Annotated in this window: 16 protein-coding genes and 1 tRNA gene; 6 read left to right on the top strand and 11 right to left on the bottom strand. The window is 42.4% G+C overall.

Going from position 1 to position 17995, the window contains the following annotated elements:
- Positions 1-72: 72 nt before the first annotated feature.
- Positions 73-822, bottom strand: a complete 750-nt coding sequence (locus tag AAEY78_RS09720; RefSeq protein ID WP_352339143.1) for a YagK/YfjJ domain-containing protein — start codon at positions 820-822, stop codon at positions 73-75.
- Between the two features lie 405 nt (positions 823-1227).
- On the opposite strand from AAEY78_RS09720, the gene AAEY78_RS09715 reads away from it, so the two are divergent.
- Complete coding sequence (locus AAEY78_RS09715; RefSeq protein ID WP_352339142.1) at positions 1228-2364, top strand: hypothetical protein; 1137 nt, start codon at positions 1228-1230, stop codon at positions 2362-2364.
- 40 nt (positions 2365-2404) lie between these two features.
- Here the strand turns inward: AAEY78_RS09715 and AAEY78_RS09710 are convergent, their stop codons facing one another.
- Positions 2405-3763, bottom strand: a complete 1359-nt coding sequence (locus AAEY78_RS09710) for a tyrosine-type recombinase/integrase (protein ID WP_352339141.1) — start codon at positions 3761-3763, stop codon at positions 2405-2407.
- Positions 3764-4046: 283 nt separating this feature from the next.
- Positions 4047-4137: transfer RNA gene (locus AAEY78_RS09705), tRNA-Ser, on the bottom strand.
- A 228-nt stretch (positions 4138-4365) separates the two neighbouring features.
- Between AAEY78_RS09705 and AAEY78_RS09700 the strand changes: the two genes are divergently transcribed.
- The 3 genes from AAEY78_RS09700 (at position 4366) to AAEY78_RS09690 (ending at position 6320) form a co-directional block, all read left to right on the top strand.
- On the top strand, positions 4366-5295 hold the full coding sequence (locus tag AAEY78_RS09700) for a DNA/RNA non-specific endonuclease (RefSeq protein ID WP_352339140.1): 930 nt from the start codon (positions 4366-4368) through the stop codon (positions 5293-5295).
- A gap of 126 nt (positions 5296-5421) precedes the next feature.
- Positions 5422-5685: a hypothetical protein gene (locus AAEY78_RS09695; protein ID WP_352339139.1), complete on the top strand. Its 264-nt coding sequence runs from the start codon at positions 5422-5424 to the stop codon at positions 5683-5685.
- Positions 5686-5936: 251 nt separating this feature from the next.
- The gene (locus AAEY78_RS09690; RefSeq protein WP_352339138.1) at positions 5937-6320 is read left to right on the top strand and encodes a DUF2147 domain-containing protein; all 384 of its coding nucleotides are present in this window, start codon (positions 5937-5939) and stop codon (positions 6318-6320) included.
- Between the two features lie 262 nt (positions 6321-6582).
- Here the strand turns inward: AAEY78_RS09690 and AAEY78_RS09685 are convergent, their stop codons facing one another.
- The 3 genes from AAEY78_RS09685 to AAEY78_RS09675 form a co-directional block, all read right to left on the bottom strand.
- Positions 6583-6921, bottom strand: coding sequence for a P-II family nitrogen regulator (locus tag AAEY78_RS09685; protein WP_352339137.1), 339 nt, complete (start codon positions 6919-6921; stop codon positions 6583-6585).
- A gap of 287 nt (positions 6922-7208) precedes the next feature.
- The gene (locus AAEY78_RS09680) at positions 7209-8066 is read right to left on the bottom strand and encodes a universal stress protein (RefSeq protein WP_352339136.1); all 858 of its coding nucleotides are present in this window, start codon (positions 8064-8066) and stop codon (positions 7209-7211) included.
- Positions 8067-8127: 61 nt separating this feature from the next.
- Entirely contained in the window at positions 8128-9627 is a 1500-nt protein-coding gene (locus AAEY78_RS09675; RefSeq protein ID WP_352339135.1) for a SulP family inorganic anion transporter, read from the bottom strand.
- A gap of 496 nt (positions 9628-10123) precedes the next feature.
- Between AAEY78_RS09675 and murD the strand changes: the two genes are divergently transcribed.
- Positions 10124-11590, top strand: coding sequence for a UDP-N-acetylmuramoyl-L-alanine--D-glutamate ligase (gene murD / locus AAEY78_RS09670; protein WP_352339134.1), 1467 nt, complete (start codon positions 10124-10126; stop codon positions 11588-11590).
- A gap of 386 nt (positions 11591-11976) precedes the next feature.
- On the top strand, positions 11977-13173 hold the full coding sequence (gene ftsW, locus AAEY78_RS09665; protein WP_352339133.1) for a putative lipid II flippase FtsW: 1197 nt from the start codon (positions 11977-11979) through the stop codon (positions 13171-13173).
- 81 nt (positions 13174-13254) lie between these two features.
- Here ftsW and gluQRS read toward each other — a convergent pair whose 3' ends face one another.
- From gluQRS to AAEY78_RS09640, 5 genes are all read right to left on the bottom strand, one after another.
- The gene (gene gluQRS / locus AAEY78_RS09660) at positions 13255-14223 is read right to left on the bottom strand and encodes a tRNA glutamyl-Q(34) synthetase GluQRS (RefSeq protein ID WP_352339132.1); all 969 of its coding nucleotides are present in this window, start codon (positions 14221-14223) and stop codon (positions 13255-13257) included.
- Between the two features lie 200 nt (positions 14224-14423).
- Positions 14424-14861, bottom strand: a complete 438-nt coding sequence (dksA, locus tag AAEY78_RS09655; RefSeq protein WP_352339131.1) for an RNA polymerase-binding protein DksA — start codon at positions 14859-14861, stop codon at positions 14424-14426.
- 318 nt (positions 14862-15179) lie between these two features.
- Entirely contained in the window at positions 15180-16013 is an 834-nt protein-coding gene (locus AAEY78_RS09650; protein ID WP_352339130.1) for a metallophosphoesterase, read from the bottom strand.
- A 263-nt stretch (positions 16014-16276) separates the two neighbouring features.
- Complete coding sequence (locus AAEY78_RS09645; RefSeq protein ID WP_352339129.1) at positions 16277-17083, bottom strand: metal ABC transporter permease; 807 nt, start codon at positions 17081-17083, stop codon at positions 16277-16279.
- A 103-nt stretch (positions 17084-17186) separates the two neighbouring features.
- Positions 17187-17990 (bottom strand): metal ABC transporter ATP-binding protein, encoded by an 804-nt coding sequence (locus AAEY78_RS09640; protein ID WP_352339128.1) that lies wholly within the window; start codon positions 17988-17990, stop codon positions 17187-17189.
- Between the last annotated feature and the right edge of the window lie 5 nt (positions 17991-17995).

The following is a 17995-nucleotide window of genomic DNA, read 5'->3' as shown; positions in this document are numbered from 1 at the left end:
CGGGGGTATAGTTTCGTGTTTTCATTGTCGTATTCTCTCAGAAAGTTGAGCCTCCGACAATACCGGGGCGGTTCACACACCTCTTTTTCCTAGTGTTGCAAACCCTTTAACATGGTTTGGATTACTAGCATTAAAGTAATGCCCTTGTCCTTTAATGATAGAGACCCATTTTTCACCAACTGCTTGACCAAAGTAACTTCCTTTGTGATGTTTCGAAGCGTCATACATCAGTAGCAGGTGACAATGTAAACCACAGTCGTTCTTATAACCTTGCTCAAGCGCCCATGCATAACCGTGCAGATCTTTAAAGCAACCGTTCGTTTTCTCTATCCGCTTTAGCAATACCTTCATATGTTCATTAAAATTATCAATGCTGTCTTCGCCTATACCATCCATACGATAGTGCAAGTCAACTCTCACAAATAAAAGTCGTCCGTAATGCTCAGTGAGATCGTTCAAATATGTAGTTAGCGATTTAGTGTTTCTGTCTTCTTTTAGGGCAAAACTCGCTTTGTTCAAATGATACTCAGGCAAGTATATTTTTATCTCATCTATAAACTGTTGCGCAGATTCATCGTTCCATTTTATCTCTGAAGGGTAGTACTCACCCTTCAGTTTTTGTCCAGTTGCTACAAACCATTTTATGGTTTCCGTATAAACCAGCGTAGAGCGATGGTGGTGCATCATTGCTGGATATAGCTCATTCAAGTCTAAGGCTATTTCGTATGGGTCTATACTATTGTGCTTGTCGTTTAAGATATCGTCTACAATTTTGTCGACTGCTGTCAGTAATTGATTAATCGTTTGGGTTTGATAACTCATTACATTGCTCCTGTGATATGTGGTTTCATATCTTCAGGATGGTGAGTTAAATTCTACGTATAGCTGCTAAGGGTCCACTCAAGTAGATGTGGTGCTGGTGTGTCATATCACTATATAATAGTAATAACCCACTAAGCAAACCAAAGCAATACTGTGAAAACGCCCACGTATCGTGGTAACAGTTTTTGGAGGGTTACTCAATTTGAGAGGTTTGATAAAAGGGGAAGTTACGTTTTTAGGATAGTTCGTAGTCATATCTAACGTATAAGATCAAAAAAACCTTTATTCTATTACGACACAGCGATTTCATGCCAGTGTTTTGCGATAGTAAATCCATGGTTTTGCCATGTTTAGCCTATGTTTTTAGTAAGTTTATTCCATCTTTTTAGTATAAGGATTTAGCATATGAGTAGATTGCCGAAAACTTATGACGGTAATACGTTTTATCCCATTGTTCAAGATTTAATGGATTATGAAGAGTTTAGCCTTGGTAAGTTGTCTATAGATTTAGAGGTTAAAGATAGGAAGTATGAGCACAAAATAAGAGAGCAGTTCAATTTAAGATTGAATCAGATCGATGTTCATAGTGCAAAAATATTATTGCGTATCGAAGATTTTTTAGTAAACGGAAGTTGGAATAAAATAAATTATGATGATGTTGATTATATAAATTTACTACATTTATATTTAAATAAATACAAGGATCCGTTGCAAAGATTTAATGATCTTATTAAATATAAAAATGATAAGTTACTTCCAGATTATTATATCAAGTGGTTCGGAAATAACTTACGTCGATCTTTATTCTTAGCAAGTCTCTTTGAGGACGCGTTTGAAGGCAAAACTTACCAAGGGGAGCTAGAGCTATTAGAAGCCGTCTCTGATTACTTACGTTATTTTCCTCGTAGATTTAATCATCAATATGAGCTTCCTATATATCAGTTAGTTTCTGTCATAGATCCTGAGGAAGCTAATAGAAGTCGTAACATCGAATTTGTTAAAACAACATACTTTGATAACCATGTGAGCAATCAAGATATCAAATGGATTATCTCCTCAGATTTTGATCAGATCGACTGGGCTTACGACTATCTTGAAAAAGAAAAAAGAAGGGAAAAGGAAAAACAAAGTAAAAAAGATGGATATATAGCTGATAACGGTGATGAAAAGAAGCAGAACAAAGAAGATGGAGATACGGAAAGTTATATTCCTCTCAAGAGGGTGTTCTTTCCTCAAACTACTCAAGAAAAATATGAGCTAATACTTGCGAGTATAGATAGAATTCCAAATGTAGAGAATCCACCGTTTTTAACTAACTTAGCTAGTAGCTACTCTGAAAGAGGGTATGTCTTAAACAAAATGCAAAATGCATGGCGGAGTCGAAAAGAACCTTCTGATAAAGTTCTCTCTAGTAATGAAGTCACTGTTAAATTGAGCAAGAAGAGCCGTGATACACTGAATAAACTCCCAGGGAACAGCAAGGCTGAAATAGATAAATTTATAAATAAGTGTATTGAGGAATATGTAAAAAAACCTTCTTAGCAGGTTATGCAAGCAGTGATAATAAAGCTAAATAAAGAAGCTAAATTTTCATCAATTCTTTTAGCTCATCTATGCTAACGCCCTTACGAACAAGGGCGTCGATTAGCTCATGTTTATCAGCATCTTGTAAACTATCGTATTTTTTGATATCCATTGATTTTTCAATCTGCTGACGAGCTGTTTGGAAATCTACCACCTCACCTTTATCCCTAAGTAAGTCTAAGAAGTCTGCCCATACCTGCATTATCTTGCGACGCTCCTCTAAATGCTGCGCGTGGTTATATACTGCTCTTATACTACTTTTCTTGTCATGAGCCATCTGCTTTTCGATGGCATCACCCATGTAGCCAAGCTCGTTTAGGTTAGTTGAGGCGATATGGCGAAAGCCATGTCCTGTTTGTTTACCAGCGTAGCCAAGAATATCTAAAGCATTATTGATAAATTCTTCGCTATAAGGTTTGTGCATACCAGTATGGTAGAACACGTATTCATACTGTCCGGTGATGGGTTTCATATCTTTCAAAACTGCTAGCATTTGATCTGATAAAGGAACAACATGTTTACGCGCAATCTTAAGATTATCTATATCGACACGCCATAGACGATTAGCAAAATCAATATGCGCCCATTTCATCATACGTAGCTCAATGGTGCGGCAAAATGAGTAAGCTAAGAATTTCATACCCAGTCTAGTTTGATTGTGACCATGATAGCCCTCGATAGCTTGGAGTAGGGCAGGTAGCTCATGAATATCCACATGCTTCATGTGTTTACTTTTTGCTTTAGGATAAAGCGCTTTTAGATCATCGATTGGGTTTTGCTCAATGATACGTTCACGTTTGGCACGCCTTAGGACATTAGCAACTAAATCAATTGTTCGTCTGGTCACTTCGCGTGGTGGCTCACCTTCTTTATTTATCCGCTTCTCAATTTCATTCGCCATCGATCTGCAATCCTCAAAGCTCACATCTTTTAGCGCAATGCTTTCAAAATGGGGTAACACATCTTTATACATACGGTTGTAATCTTGCTGATAAGTACGAGGCTTGACGTTACGCTGGCGCTCAGCGAGCCAGTCTAACGCGTAGTCATTGAATTTTTGCGCGTGGATATTGGCAAGCTTGTCTTGACGCTTTTTGTTTTTTGGGTCGTTACCCTCTGCAAGTAATGCTTTAATCTCAGTATTGGCTTGTCTGGCCTCAGCTAATGACATGATGGGGTAAGTGCCAAGAGTCATACGCGTTTGCTTACCATCGAATCGATAAGCGCTTGTCCATGTCTTTGTGCCTGTGTTGCGTACCAATAGCTGTAAACTTTGCTGGTCACTGTATTTGTCAGGACGTGCAGGTGTGCATTTTTCACTTGGTTTAAGCTTACGGATCTTACTATCGCTTAACATGTTGGTCTATTCCCTATGGCTGTAAGCTATATGAATCAAGTGACACAACAAATACGTTGGTCTAAAGCTGGATCATAATGCTTAGATGTTGCTCTTTTTGAGGTCTAATGAAATCATAAACCAACAGATAGACCAACACAAGCCACGGGATAGGTGGGTTATGTTCGGACAGCTTGGGAAAACGATAGACCTAAAAAAAACGCTAGACGCGTTATTTATAAAGGGTTACGAGAGTATATGGGAGTGTTTGGGACAAGATAGGAAAACTAGTATTTTATAAGATTGGCGGTGAAGGAGGGATTCGAACCCTCGATACGCTATTAACGTATACACACTTTCCAGGCGTGCGGTTTCAGCCACTCACCCACTTCACCGTTTGATAACTGCTTGCTGCCAATGTGTTGCACGTCATTAGGATGACGCGATACTGACAGACATCTGTTATTTTAGACGGCTTAGTATAGCCGATAGTAGCAGCAATGTCACGACTCGCGTTTGCCAATTAAGAAATATATAGCAGATAGCTGCGTCTTTCATTATCTATCTGCGCCTGCTACGATAGCGTATTGCCAAAGAGAGTGAAGGGTTAGATGAGAAGTGATGTGAGTATTAACGATCAAAAAAAACAGAGTACCCCGCAGCTGTCCTTATTAAATCAAGTTAGCCGTATCAGCCTAATTGTGATAACAATGCTAATTGGGCTATGTATCAGTATTTTACCGGCACAGGCGGAAGACTTATCCCAGTGTAGTCAGAATTTTTATGGCGGCGTTTATCCAGAATTTACCAATAGTAAATTGAGCAAAGATACCCAAGCATTATGTTTTAATGGCTTTGCGGTAATGTATTCTGATGTGTCGCGTACGCCATTATGGTCAGCCGAGCATTTAACTCGCAAGCGGTTGCAACAAGCCAAACAGATTGATCGCGAAGACAGCTTTCATGAAGAAAGCCGATTGCCGACATCTGCGCGCGCCAAATTAGCGGATTATTCAGGCTCTGGCTTTGACCGTGGACATCTAGCGCCGAATGGCGATATGGCAAACCGCAATCAGCAATATGATAGCTTTAGCCTTGCTAATATTGCCCCCCAGTCACCACGTAACAATCGCTATATTTGGCGCAATATTGAATCAGCGACGCGTTACTTGACTCAGCAATATGGCGACACGTATACCATCACCGGCGTCGCCTTTACCGATAAAAAATTACAACGGCTCAAAGGGCGGGTATTGGTACCAAGCCACTTTTTTAAAGCCGTTTATATCCCTGCGATCAATAGCGCGGGCGTGTACTATGCGCCCAATGACGAGTCTGAACGGATAGAAATTATTAGTGTTGATGAGCTGACCGCGCGAATAGGTATTGATGTCTTGCCGGTACTCGATCGCCAAGTAAAAGCGCAGTCTATGATGCTGCCACTCAAGGCAGGTGAAAAGATAGATGCACCTAATGCGCCAGCAGAAAAACCAAGTTGGCAACTTTTTGTTGTCGCCATTATTGATTGGTTGATGGCGCAACTACAAGCATAATAACCAATGGTAAACTACTTGTTCATTAGCTTATTATTTAGATAAAAGGCATTTAAATAAAAAGAGTTTAAATAAAAAGCATATGAATAAGTAGTTCATTGCGCTTTTGAAAAATAGGGGAAACAAATGATTGAACCTTTTGCTAATAATCATCAAAGCATGCAAATTGGTGATTTGGTTATCGAAAATCAAACTGATAAAGTCATCATTTACGGTGACATTGACTTGCAGCTAAATACTATTGGCTATGAGCAAGCGCAACAATTGCACGCCCTTAGTGGTCGAATTTTGCAAGCTTTTACTGATAATCCTGACTATAGTAAAAATGATGTGCTGTCAAAAAATAATAATGACGGTGCAGATGAGACTATAGACAATCCTTTCTTGTAACTATTTGATATAGTTTTATTTTTATAGCAACATCTGTCTATAAAAAACTACTGAGCAAAACTTGGAATTTGCTTATAATGAATAGAAGAGATGCATAGATAGCTAAGCCATATCGTTATTTAACATTACATTTGTTGAAATAATAGTTGTCTTTACTGATTGTCTTTAATGATTTTAGAAGCCAATAATGAACAGGCTTTGCTATTCTCACATGATATTTTATATTCTCATCGTACGAAAGGAGTCGATATATGAAATTATTTACTAAAACAGTATTAACGGTTGCTGGTCTCAGTATGGCAACCATGGCGTTTGCCGCTGACCCGTTAGCCAATACCAGCTGGCAAACCTTCGAAGACGGTAAGCCAAAAGGGGTGGTTAAAATCACCGAATCCAATGGCGTATTAACGGGTAAACTTGTCGAAGCCAATACCGCCAAAGGCAAACAGTATGTCGGTATGACCGTCATTGCGGGTCTAAAAGCCGATGGTAATGGCAAATATAGCGGTGGTACGATTACGGATCCGGCAAAGAATAAAACTTATCGTATGACTGCGACAGTTAAAGGCGATACAATGGATCTAAAAGGTCATTTAGGACCATTTACCCGTACGCAAACGTGGAAAAAGAAATAAGAGTGTGAACGTCGTACCTTATTTATTATTTTCAATGCTAGCGCTATAAATGAGTCTTAAAAAATAGCCAGTAAAAAACCCCACATACCGATTGGTGTGCGGGGTTTTTAATGAGATATTTTTAATTTTTTAGCGTGTCTTTATTAAGAAACTATTTATTAAAAAGCTGTCATCAAGAAGCTAACATGAAAAAAGTGTCATTAAAAAGCTGTCATCAAAAAGCTATCATGAAAAGATTGCCATTAAGAAATTGGCTACCAGTTTAAATCGCGTCAGAGCCGGTTTCACCGGTACGTATGCGAATAACTTGTTCTAAGTTGGTTATAAAGATTTTACCATCACCAATTTTACCAGTACTAGCAATGCGCGTAATGGCTTCTATTGCTGGATCTAGCATCTCATCAACAACGGCTATTTCTACTTTAACCTTTGGTAAAAAATCTACTACGTATTCTGCACCACGATAAAGCTCAGTATGTCCTTTTTGACGACCAAACCCTTTTACTTCGGTGACGGTGACGCCTTTGACGCCGATATCAGACAATGCTTCACGTACGTCATCGAGCTTAAAGGGTTTTAAAATCGCGGTAATGAGCTTCATACAGAATTTCCTTATAAGTATAGTGGGGCTGTCTGGTGCAGACCTTTGCATGCGTCGTATGAGTCCTGCGCTGACATCCAAGTAGCTTTTTTATTGTCCGATATCAGTCTAATAAAGAGTCATGATATTACAGGTTTGCCTACACAATCGCAAAAATTAGAATTTTATTATAGCGAATTTTGATCTGCTTGGGATGACTATACTGTGATGATTTGCTAAAACGTAACAGCCACTTAAGCATAGAAATGTAGAGTATTAAGCATGGGGTATCGATGTAGAAGGGAGGGCTATGACTCTTTAGGAAATAGGAGATAAGGTATTTTGGTGGTGCCCAGAAGTTTTTTGGTATCACTGCCTTGTAGAAATTCGCGCAGGCGTGATTGACCGAAGGCACCAGTCATTAATAATCCAATCCGATGCTCTTCTTGATAATAGCTGAGCGCGGCGCTGACATCGCGACTTTCGATTAGAGTTTTTTTACATTGAATCCCAGCTTGTTTTAAGCGGGCATAGGCTTCGCGCAGGGCATCACAGTTTGTGGCGTTTTCTTTGCCAATCATGACGATATGAATGGTTAGTGCACGTACTAAGGGCGTTTTACACAGCCAGTTGAGCATTTTATGAGAGGCTGGGCGATTGTCAAAGGCAAATAAAGCGGTGGTTGGTGCTAAAAAATGGGCAGGAGTCACCAGCACCGGACATTGGCTTAAGCGCACCAGCTCACTTAAGGTCAGCTTGCAGGTCAGATGATGACCGATGACCACCAGCTGGGATTTTTCATCGACATAATCTAAGCTTTCAACCAGTGGCTCGTGCCGATGTAGGGTGTAAATAGGGCGCTTATAATGATATTGCTTACAATATACTGCTGCTTGATGCAGCAAGAGTTTACCTTGTGCTTTTAATTCTGAATTGCTTAAATGCTCTTTAGTGGTAAATTCTTCCAGCAAGGCACTTTCATCGTCAATATTTAAGCAACCTGAATAATTAATCGCGGCTTTTTGTTGCAGACTTGGCACAGAATAGAGCAAGCCAATGGGCGCTTGGAAACGTACAGCAGCCCACATGCTGGCGTCCAGTACCGCCTGCACATGCTCTGGGCAGTCTAAACAGGCAATCACACTATCAGGTTTCAAATTACTCATAACATAACCACATCATTTTAATCATAAAAAATCGTCGCAAGACATGAGTGAGTGAAACGGATTAATCAAGTAAGCCAATATCACGGCGATCGTGAATAGAGAAGCGATCAATCAACGTGCGGCTGGCGTTATTTAGTCCAACCACTTTGACATCAATGCCTTCGCGTTGCAAGCGCATGACCAGCTTGTCAAGCGTATCGACGGCGCTGACATCCCAAAAGTGCGCTTGGCTGACATCAATATGAACGTTGTCTAGTGCTTCTCTAGTATCAAAACTTTGTAAAAATTGGGTCGTTGAGGCAAAAAACACCTGCCCTTGAACATAATAGTAGCGCGTATTATTATCGTCATCGTACTCACTAAGTACGGTTAAGAATTGCCCGATTTTATTGGCAAAGAATAACGCTGAAAGCAAGACACCAACGCCTACGCCATAAGCCAAATTATGGGTAAAAACGGTGGTCAATACGGTCGATAACATGACGATATTAAAAGACATCGGATGGGTTTTAAAGTCGCGAATAGACTGCCAGTTAAAAGTACCAATCGACACCATAATCATCACGGCAACCAATGCTGCCATTGGAATTTGGCTGACCCATTCACTTAAAAATACCACCATAATGAGTAGTACCACACCAGCAATCAGGGTCGATAAGCGCGTGCGTCCACCAGATTTAACGTTAATCATTGACTGACCAATCATCGCGCAACCTGCCATACCACCAAAAAAGCTCGTTACCACGTTCGCAATACCTTGCCCACGACATTCGCGGTTTTTATTACTTGGGGTATCGGTCAGCTCATCGACGATAGTAGCGGTCATCATGGACTCAAGCAGTCCAACAATCGCGAGCGTAATAGAATACGGCGCGATAATCACTAGCGTATTCAAATTCAGCGGAATATCCGGTAATAAAAACATCGGTAGCGAGTCTGGCAACGCGCCCATGCTGCCCACATTGCGGATGTCTAAATTCATATACATGGCGACAATCGTCAAGCCCACAATACACACCAGCGGAGAGGGCAGTACACGCCCAATTTTTGGTATCAATGGAAATAGGTAAATAATGGCAAGTCCTGCTGCAGTCATGATATACACCGTCGTGCCGACTCGTTCTGTCATTGGATTCAACTCAGGGAGCTGCGCGGCAAATATCAAAATTGCCAGCGCATTGACAAAGCCAATCACCACCGAGCGCGACACAAAACGCATCAAATTACCCAGCTTTAAGATGCCCATGACAATCTGAATGACGCCGCATAATAAGGTGGCTGCCAGTAGATATTGCAGTCCATGGTCAGCGACCAAGGTTACCATGACCAATGCCATCGCACCGGTCGCTGCTGAAATCATCCCCGGACGACCACCAACAAAACTAATCACCACCGCAATACAAAACGAGGCGTATAATCCGACTTTAGGATCAACACCTGCGATAATAGAAAAGGCAATCGCCTCAGGAATCAATGCCAATGCGACCACGATACCCGATAGGATATCGCCCCGCACGTTAGAAAACCATTCGTCACGTACGTTATCAAGAAAAGATGTCATAAATAAACTGTATACCGTTAGAGGTAAAATAGAAGTAAAAATAGATGAGAGTCGGTAGCAACTACCTGCACTGCTGACCGTAAAAAATATGAGTCGTCTTTACTCTTGCTTCTTACACAATAAAAAGAAGGTATAGCGAGAAAGACAGAGTAGGGCGCACCGTATAAGACGATAAGAACCACAACATGCTACACTAAAATCTCAAAGAGGCTGTTTCAATAAAATGCTCAAGCGCCATACTCGTCAAGCATTCGTTAATTATACTAAAAACATGCGCATAATAGCACATAGCACCAAAAAAGCAGTATCGAAACCTGAACGATACCGTTATCATGCTGACATATTGACCTATTAGGTTAGCCAGATATATTGCTTGTGCTGTTGATTACGACGGTCTCATCTTAGATTTACATCACCTTGTAACCCTGTTGCTTTAGCACCTTCTTGCAAGTTGAATCACGCTATACGTACCCCATGCCCTATAAAAGGAACCCCTATGATCCCTCTTGTTGCAACAGAATCTGCTACTCATGCTATCACTGAGCCGTTATTTACCCATGGTTTACAAGTGGTGGTGGGACTGGGGCAATCAGGTCTATCTGTAGTGCAGTATTTGGTAAATAAAGGCGCTGAGGTCGCGGTAACGGATAAGCAAAGCCTCCCTACATTGGCAGCGCAGTTGCCGGAGTCAGTGATCATTCGACAGTTTGGTGCCATCGATAGTGAGTTGTTGCAACAAGCAACACGAATCATTATTAGCCCCGGTATCTCACTAGAAACCCCAGCCATTGCTGCAGCTTTGCAGGCAGGCATTCCAGTCGTCAGTGATATTCAACTGTTTTGTGAGGCGTGTACTGTTCCTATAATTGCCATTACCGGCTCTAATGCTAAAAGTACGGTGACTACTTTGGTGGGGCAAATGGCAGCAGATGCTGGGGTCAATGTCGGTGTCGGCGGTAATATTGGTATTCCTGCCCTTAATTTACTTGCCGATAAGGATATGCAACTGGCAGTACTTGAGCTGTCCAGTTTTCAGCTCGAAACCGTGACCAATCTGAACGCGCAAGTGGCAACCGTACTCAATATGTCACCCGATCATCTCGATCGGCATGGCGATATGCTGCATTATCAGCAAGCCAAACATCGGGTATTTCAAGGGGCGAAGTCAGTGGTCATTAATCGTGATGATACATTGACTCATCCAGAGGCGGCGCACTTGCTTGATTCTAGTCATTGTATCAGCACCGGCATTGATGCCCCTGACGCCGGTCAATACGGCTTGATTATTGATACAGAGGGACAAACCTATCTGGCTCGCGGTAATGAGCGCCTACTATCAGCAGAGCAACTGCCTATTAAAGGTCGCCATAATTTGCTAAATGCCCAGTCTGCCTTAGCCCTTGGTGAGCTTGCCGGACTGCCTTTACCGTCTATGCTCAGTACGTTGCAGCAATTTACAGGACTGGATCACCGTTGCCAATATATGCGTACCATTGCTGGAGTCGATTATTTTAACGACTCTAAAGGCACTAATATTGGCTCGACCATGGCGGCTATTGAAGGGCTTGGGGCGGTCTATACACCTAAAGGTGGCAAACTGCTGTTAATATTAGGTGGACAAGGAAAAGGGCAGCAGTTTGGTGAGTTAGCGCCTTTTATTAACCGCTATGTTAGCCATGTGCTGTGTATCGGTGCCGATGGTGAACAGATTGAGCAGCATTTACGCGCTGCAAAGTTAAGTAGTGAGGTGGCGTTACAGCAATGTCAGTCGCTTGATAATGCGTTTGTTATTATTCAGCAATTAACAAACAAACAGGCGAGTGATAAAGGTGATAAAACAGACATACAAGTGGTGCTGTTATCGCCAGCTTGTGCCAGCTTTGATCAATTTAGTGGCTATGAGGCGCGCGGACAGTATTTTAGCCAATTGGTTACCCAATTTGCTGAGACAGCGGCTCGTTAACAGTTATCTTTAGAACATGATTTCAGCACCCTAATAAAGTTAATAGAAAAGGTTATTCTCATCGGTTATGTTTGCTAGGATGTGCCGATAAATCATTGTTTTACTGCGTTATTACTGCTACTGTCGCATAGCTTATGTCTTTGCCAGTATGGGGTTTAATCTTAGAATCGACAAGGATATTTTAATCCTGTTTTTACGCATGATAGTGATTAAATCCTACCGACAAGGTGGAAGTATTACTTTATTATTTGCTGATGATTTATTACTGAGCTGCTTTTTACTCAGTGGCTAGATGACGTATGAATTTTTTTAAAGTTGACGCTGGCGTTGAATAAACGCTGTGTTTTTTGTTTGTTAGTGTATCTAAAATTAGTGTATCTAAAATTATGGCGCTCTCTTTTTTATCTCGTATTTCCCACTCGTTGCAGTCAACGACCGGCTCAGATGACAAGCAGTTATTACCTTCGGCGCGTGCGACGTTATTAGCCAGTGTCGGTTGTATGATGGTGCTGAGCTTATTGATGGTGGCATCGGCATCTATTCCTTTTGCGCTGAATCGCGGTATGACTGAGCTGCACTTTTTTAATCGGCAGTTACTGTATATGGGCATTGGCTTAGTGTGCGCCATTATTCCCTATTATTTGGTGCCGCTTAAACTGCTGTATCAGACGACGACCCAGTTTGTGTTATTGGGTATTACCGGTCTGCTATTGGTCGCCGCCCTATTTGGGACGCCCGTCAATGGCTCAAAACGCTGGCTAAATTTAGGATTTCTAAATTTTCAGGTGGCTGAGCTGGCAAAGCTGGTGGTGATTATTTTTGTTGCTGACTTTGTGGTGCGCCGCTCATTTGAGGTGCGTAACGGCTGGGATGGTTTTTTACGTATCTCGCTTGTGATTGGACTCTTAACCTTGTTACTGTTGTTGCAGCCTGATTTTGGTTCGCTGGTGGTGATTGTCGGCACGGTATTTGCGATATTTTATATTGCGGGTGCGCCTTATAAGCAGTTTATTGCCTTGGGTGCCGTGGTTGGGGTGCTTGGGGTGTTAGCGGTAACTTTGGTGCAGTACCGTTTGACGCGAGCATTATCATTTTTAGACCCCTTTGATGATATTCAAGATACGGATTATCAGCTGGCACGTAGCTTAATTGCCTTTGGTCGCGGTGAGTTTACGGGAGTCGGTTATGGCGAGAGTGTGCAAAAGCTGTCACATTTACCTGAGGCGCATACCGATTTTTTATTGGCGATCACCGGTGAAGAGCTTGGTTTTGTCGGTGTGGCAATGATTTTGTTACTAGAGACGCTGATTATTGCCAGTGCCATGCGCATCAGCTACAACGCGCTAAAACGTCGGCAAATGCGTATGAGCTACACAGCATTTGGGATTGCGATTATTTTTATTGCCCAAACGGTGATTAATGCGGCAATGAACATGGGCGCGATGCCGACCAAAGGTTTGACCATGCCGTTTTTTAGTTATGGTGGCTCATCGATGTTAATCAGCTTAATTATGGTGGCGATACTGCTTAAAATTCATAAAGAAAGCCCTGAAATTGAAAAAAGCCAATGTCGTTACTATTAATATGCTCATTTTTCATATAAAAAAGCGTCGCCTATAGCGGCGCTTTTTTATGCTTATTGGTAATATTTTTGGCTTTTTTCTTTAAGGTTCAGAGCCGTTTAAGGCTTGTTTACCTTGTAGCGGCGTGTTGTCCCATTGCGCAATCGCTTGCTGGAGCATACGCGCAGGCGTGTCTATATCTACACTTGGCTGCTGTAACAGCTGTAACGCTTGCTTGAGCAAGGCGCTTGGATGTTGTGTATCAATAGGCTGGGCAAGATTTTGTTTAGAGAGTTTTTGCCCATCCGCATGGCAAATCAGTGGCAAATGATACCAATGGTCGATGCTGGGCAGCTTTGAGGCGTGCATAATGCTGATTTGCGCCGCAGTCAGCGGTAAGATATCAAGACCGCGCATCACATGGCTGATATCCTGTAGCCCATCGTCAATGCTTGCCGCTAGGATATAATTAATCATGCCATCTTGCCGGCGCACCACCATATCGCCTAAAGTGTGCTGCGGATTTTGCCACTGTACTCCTTGAATACCGTCAATAAAGCCAATGCGATGGTTTGGTAATTGCAGCCGCAGCTTATGGGTTTGCCAGTCTAATTCAGCATCCACACAGCAGCGTGGATAGCGTTGGTGCGCTACTTGTTGTTTATGACTGTCTTGCGGATACTTATCTTGACCATTTTGCTGACCCCAATAGTGTGCCAAGCTTTTACGTGAACATTGACAGCCGTAGGTGAGCGGGCGCAAGCTCGAAAATAAATAATCATTATAAATATCAATACGCTCGGATTGATAAATCACATCCCCATCCCAGTGCAGCCCCAACGCTTCCAAATCAATCATAATCTGTTCGCTAAACTGCTGGTCACAACGTTCAGTATCGGTATCTTCGATACGCAAACGCCACATACCACCCAACGATTTGATATGACAGAAGCTTGCCAGTGCCGTAGTCAGTGAGCCCAAATGCAGCTCACCCGTTGGCGAAGGGGCAAAGCGCCCGACGGGTTGCCTTTTTGTCAATGATAAGTCGGTAGGATTATGAGTAAGTGTCAAAATAGATCACTGTCGAAAGTAGAGGAAGACAGATAGAATAAAGAAAGTAATTATAAAAAGATATCAATAAAGTTCAGGTGTTTTGTGAGTCAATTAGCGTAAGCCAATTACTGATTTACTAATCCCTACAACGCAATAAGCGACCCATATGAAGGTCGCTTATTGGCATAAAATAATTATTAACAATAATAAAGTGCTGTTTAAGCCCCTTGGTTTTGGCGCTCTTTCATCTCAGACAAGGTTTTGCAGTCAATACATTGGGTAGCGGTTGGACGCGCTTCTAGGCGACGCAAGCCAATCTCAACACCGCAGGTTTCACAAAAGCCATAATCATCACCATCGATTTCGGCAATCGACTTGTCAATTTTACGAATCAGCTTACGTTCGCGGTCACGCGTGCGCAAGGTCAAGGCAAACTCTTCTTCTTGAGTCGCTCGGTCATTGATATCAGGCATTGCACTCGACTCATCTTGGATATAAGTCTTTGTGCGGTCGGCTTCGCCTATCAACTGCTCTTTCCAGTCTAATAACATGGTGCGAAAATGTTCTAACTGCGCCTCGGACATATATTCTTCATCGTTAGCAGGCACATATGGGGTGAACTTAACATCACTGGGGTTGGTCGTCAGGGTGCTCATATCGGTCTCCTACTTTTTCAATTTAATCCATCAAAACGGCATCGTTACTACAGTAGTAACTAAAGGTAAACCGTCAAAAATTGTGCTAAAGGTATTCAGGGTGTTCTAAAAATACTGGTTTGCAAATAAAACTTACTTATTATACTTGGACTTTATGACACGTTGCGCAAAATGTAACCAGAATAATGATTGTGACATTATTATTGGTTTATTAAACTAAAAATGCTGCCAGTAACCCTTTTATAGCTTACTGATTCAGAGCATATATAAGCAGGACAAACGCAGCTTTAATACGCTAAAGAGTAGAACCACTGGCGGTCAAGTATCTAACCTTTTAACCCAGCTTGCAACCTGCCCATTGTTGGCTAATTGCAACCAACGGTAACCGGGGCGCGCTGCATTATCATAGGCAAATTCATCCTCATTAGGCTTGAATTGATAGCAAGTGGAAGGCGTGCTATAAACCGTAATATTTTGATGGATGTAAGCCTGTTCCTGATGGGTATGCCCGCTGGCAATCACCCGCAGATTACTATGCTCAGCCATCTGTTGCCAAAATAAATCCGTTTTTTTGGCGATATAGGCATCTATCCAAGCAGAATTCATAGGCAGTACATGATGATGAATGGCAAGCAGCGCAGGCTTGGTGCAGGAACTCAGCTGAGTACGCAGCCATGCGATATCGTCATGCTTTATTTCCCCCGCCACTTCACCCGGAATTGATGAATCTAAAAATAGAAGCTGCCAATGATCGGCTATTATTACGTGACGATTCAACAGGCGACTATCAGCAGTATGGGCAACTAGGGTACGCTCTGAAAAAGGCAGCTCCTTACCCAGCTCATCGGTCACATCGTGATTGCCAGCGATACAAATAAAAGGGATTTTGGTTGCTTGTAAGGTTGCAAATATATAGTCATAAACAGCGGGCTGCACCTCATCGACTAGGTCGCCGGTGACGATAATTAAATCGCAGCGCACATTATCGTGAAGCGCTTGCTGCAATACTGCCTCAAATCTTTGTAGACAGGACGCGTCTATTGCTCGACGATTAAAGGAGATGTCTTGCGGTGCGACATGCAAATCAGTGATTTGAAGCACGTTTAGCTGCTGGTCTATGGTGCTGAGTGTTTGGATAGGATAGGTTGGCATCCGGCTGTCCCTTATCAAGTCGAAACAGTCATCGTTGACGTATTATTGACATCAAATTCATCACATAACCGCTTCTTTGATGCTATTTATGGTTTGCGCTAATAAATCCTGAGTAAGCACACAACCAATATGATATTTAGGCGGTTTATAACACACATTATCCAAAAGCCCTACTATTATTTACCAAATAAAGTTCGATAAATAATCATCAAAGGTAACAATAAATTAAATTATCTTAAGAAGGTATGAAGCGTAAATACAAATCATTGACCAGAAGCTGTCCATATTTTTGAGCTAATTAATGCAGCAAAGAATAACAGAGCCAACACCAATACTATCGCTAGTCCAGTTTGAATATCAAGAACAATACTGCCCCAAACGCCTAAAGTCACGCCTAGCTGCGCAACAATTAGCGCAATAATAACCATTTGCTTGGGCGCGGCAGAGTATAAACGGGCAGTGAGCGCGGGCAACACCAATAATCCACTAATCAGTAAGCTGCCGACCGCTTGCAAGGCAATGGCACAAAACCCTGCCAGCATGCCCATAAAAAATAAGCGCTGGCGGGTAGGGTTAATACCTTGAATACGTGCTAAGGCTTCATGCGTGGCAAGCTTCACTTGCGCCGGCCAAATATAACGCAACAGCACTAAGCCTACCAACACACTACCCGCCAATAGCGGCAAATCTGCCCAATCAAGCTCAAGCAAATTACCAAACAAAAATCCCAACACATTTGCTTGTTGGTCAGTCAGCTGCGTAAGGGTAAGTAAGCCCAAACATAATAGCGTGACGGCAACCACTGCCAGCACAGCATCTGCAGGTAGGCGCTCATCATCAATAAATACCAAGCCGACCACGACCATGACACTGACCACAGCGATACCCATACCAATAGGCAGGTGCCACCATACGGCAAGCGCCACGCCTAACAGCGTACCATGCGCCAACGCATCGGCAAAAAATGCCATACGCCGCCAGAGTACCAAACAACCAAGGGGCGCAGAAAGTAGCCCTAAAATACTGCCAGCAATCCAAGCAGGGGCAATGATGGCTAACCAAGCGCTCATAACAGGTATCGTCCGTTAACATTTCTAATAAAAAGGAATAAAACCGTAGGTAGTAATAAGGGTAATGACATGTTTAGCACAGCTTAGCTATTAGATTTATTTATCACAGCTCGCTTGGTGCATGATGCTCACAAGCATGAGGCTGATGCACATAGGGCTGCTCATAATGATGACCAAACAATTTTTGGAACTCTGAGGTAATCGCAAGCTCACTGGGTCGCCCTTCACAGCAAATATGCTTATTGAGGCAAATTACTCGCCGACTGCCTTTCATAACCCAATGCAGATCATGAGACACCACCAACATGGCACAGCGTAAAAAGTCTGGCAGTTCATCGATAAATTGATATAGCCATACTTCAGTATCTGGGTCTAAACCTTGCATGGGTTCATCTAGAATTAATAAATTGGGCTTATCTAATAACGCCCGAGCCAGCAATACGCGCTGGGTTTCACCGCCTGACAGGTGGCGCATTTGCCGCGATAATAGATGAGTGAGCGATAGATTGTCAAAAATGAACTGCCGCTCTTGATCCGTTAATCGGTGCTTATTTGCTTGTCCTAACAAGTCTGAAACTCGTAATGGCAAAATCGGCGGTATGGTAAAGCGCTGCGGCACATAACCCAGTTGCAGCGGTTGATGCGCCGTGATGGTTCCAGCGGTAGGAGTAATTAATCCCAATATCAGCTTTACCAGCGTTGACTTACCGGCACCATTGGGTCCAATCAAACTGACCGTTTCATTGACCGCAATATCAATATCAATATGTGATACTAAACGCTGTCTGCCAATATCATAATTGACTTGGCTCAAGCTGAGCAGCTTTGCCTGACCTTGATGGTCTGGTAGTCGTTCACTATCAATAGCAATAGGAGACAGACCTGCCGAAGAGGTAAATGGATTCATAAGCT

The sequence above is a fragment of the Psychrobacter sp. 16-MNA-CIBAN-0192 genome, assembly GCF_040309565.1.
Taxonomy (GTDB): Bacteria; Pseudomonadota; Gammaproteobacteria; order Pseudomonadales; family Moraxellaceae; genus Psychrobacter.
The sequence above is the reverse complement of the archived record's forward strand: the minus strand, read 5'-3'. Positions and strand labels throughout refer to the sequence as shown.

Coding starts and splice junctions, on each gene's coding strand:
- AAEY78_RS09695 (WP_352339139.1), top strand. CDS start 5,422: ATGATTGAACCTTTTGCTAATAATCATCAAAGCATGCAAATTGGTGAT.
- AAEY78_RS09650 (WP_352339130.1), bottom strand. CDS start 16,013: ATGCCAACCTATCCTATCCAAACACTCAGCACCATAGACCAGCAGCTA.
- ftsW (WP_352339133.1), top strand. CDS start 11,977: ATGGCGCTCTCTTTTTTATCTCGTATTTCCCACTCGTTGCAGTCAACG.
- AAEY78_RS09680 (WP_352339136.1), bottom strand. CDS start 8,066: ATGAGTAATTTGAAACCTGATAGTGTGATTGCCTGTTTAGACTGCCCA.
- AAEY78_RS09685 (WP_352339137.1), bottom strand. CDS start 6,921: ATGAAGCTCATTACCGCGATTTTAAAACCCTTTAAGCTCGATGACGTA.
- AAEY78_RS09715 (WP_352339142.1), top strand. CDS start 1,228: ATGAGTAGATTGCCGAAAACTTATGACGGTAATACGTTTTATCCCATT.
- AAEY78_RS09645 (WP_352339129.1), bottom strand. CDS start 17,083: ATGAGCGCTTGGTTAGCCATCATTGCCCCTGCTTGGATTGCTGGCAGT.
- AAEY78_RS09710 (WP_352339141.1), bottom strand. CDS start 3,763: ATGTTAAGCGATAGTAAGATCCGTAAGCTTAAACCAAGTGAAAAATGC.
- AAEY78_RS09675 (WP_352339135.1), bottom strand. CDS start 9,627: ATGACATCTTTTCTTGATAACGTACGTGACGAATGGTTTTCTAACGTG.
- AAEY78_RS09720 (WP_352339143.1), bottom strand. CDS start 822: ATGAGTTATCAAACCCAAACGATTAATCAATTACTGACAGCAGTCGAC.
- AAEY78_RS09640 (WP_352339128.1), bottom strand. CDS start 17,990: ATGAATCCATTTACCTCTTCGGCAGGTCTGTCTCCTATTGCTATTGAT.
- AAEY78_RS09690 (WP_352339138.1), top strand. CDS start 5,937: ATGAAATTATTTACTAAAACAGTATTAACGGTTGCTGGTCTCAGTATG.
- murD (WP_352339134.1), top strand. CDS start 10,124: ATGATCCCTCTTGTTGCAACAGAATCTGCTACTCATGCTATCACTGAG.
- dksA (WP_352339131.1), bottom strand. CDS start 14,861: ATGAGCACCCTGACGACCAACCCCAGTGATGTTAAGTTCACCCCATAT.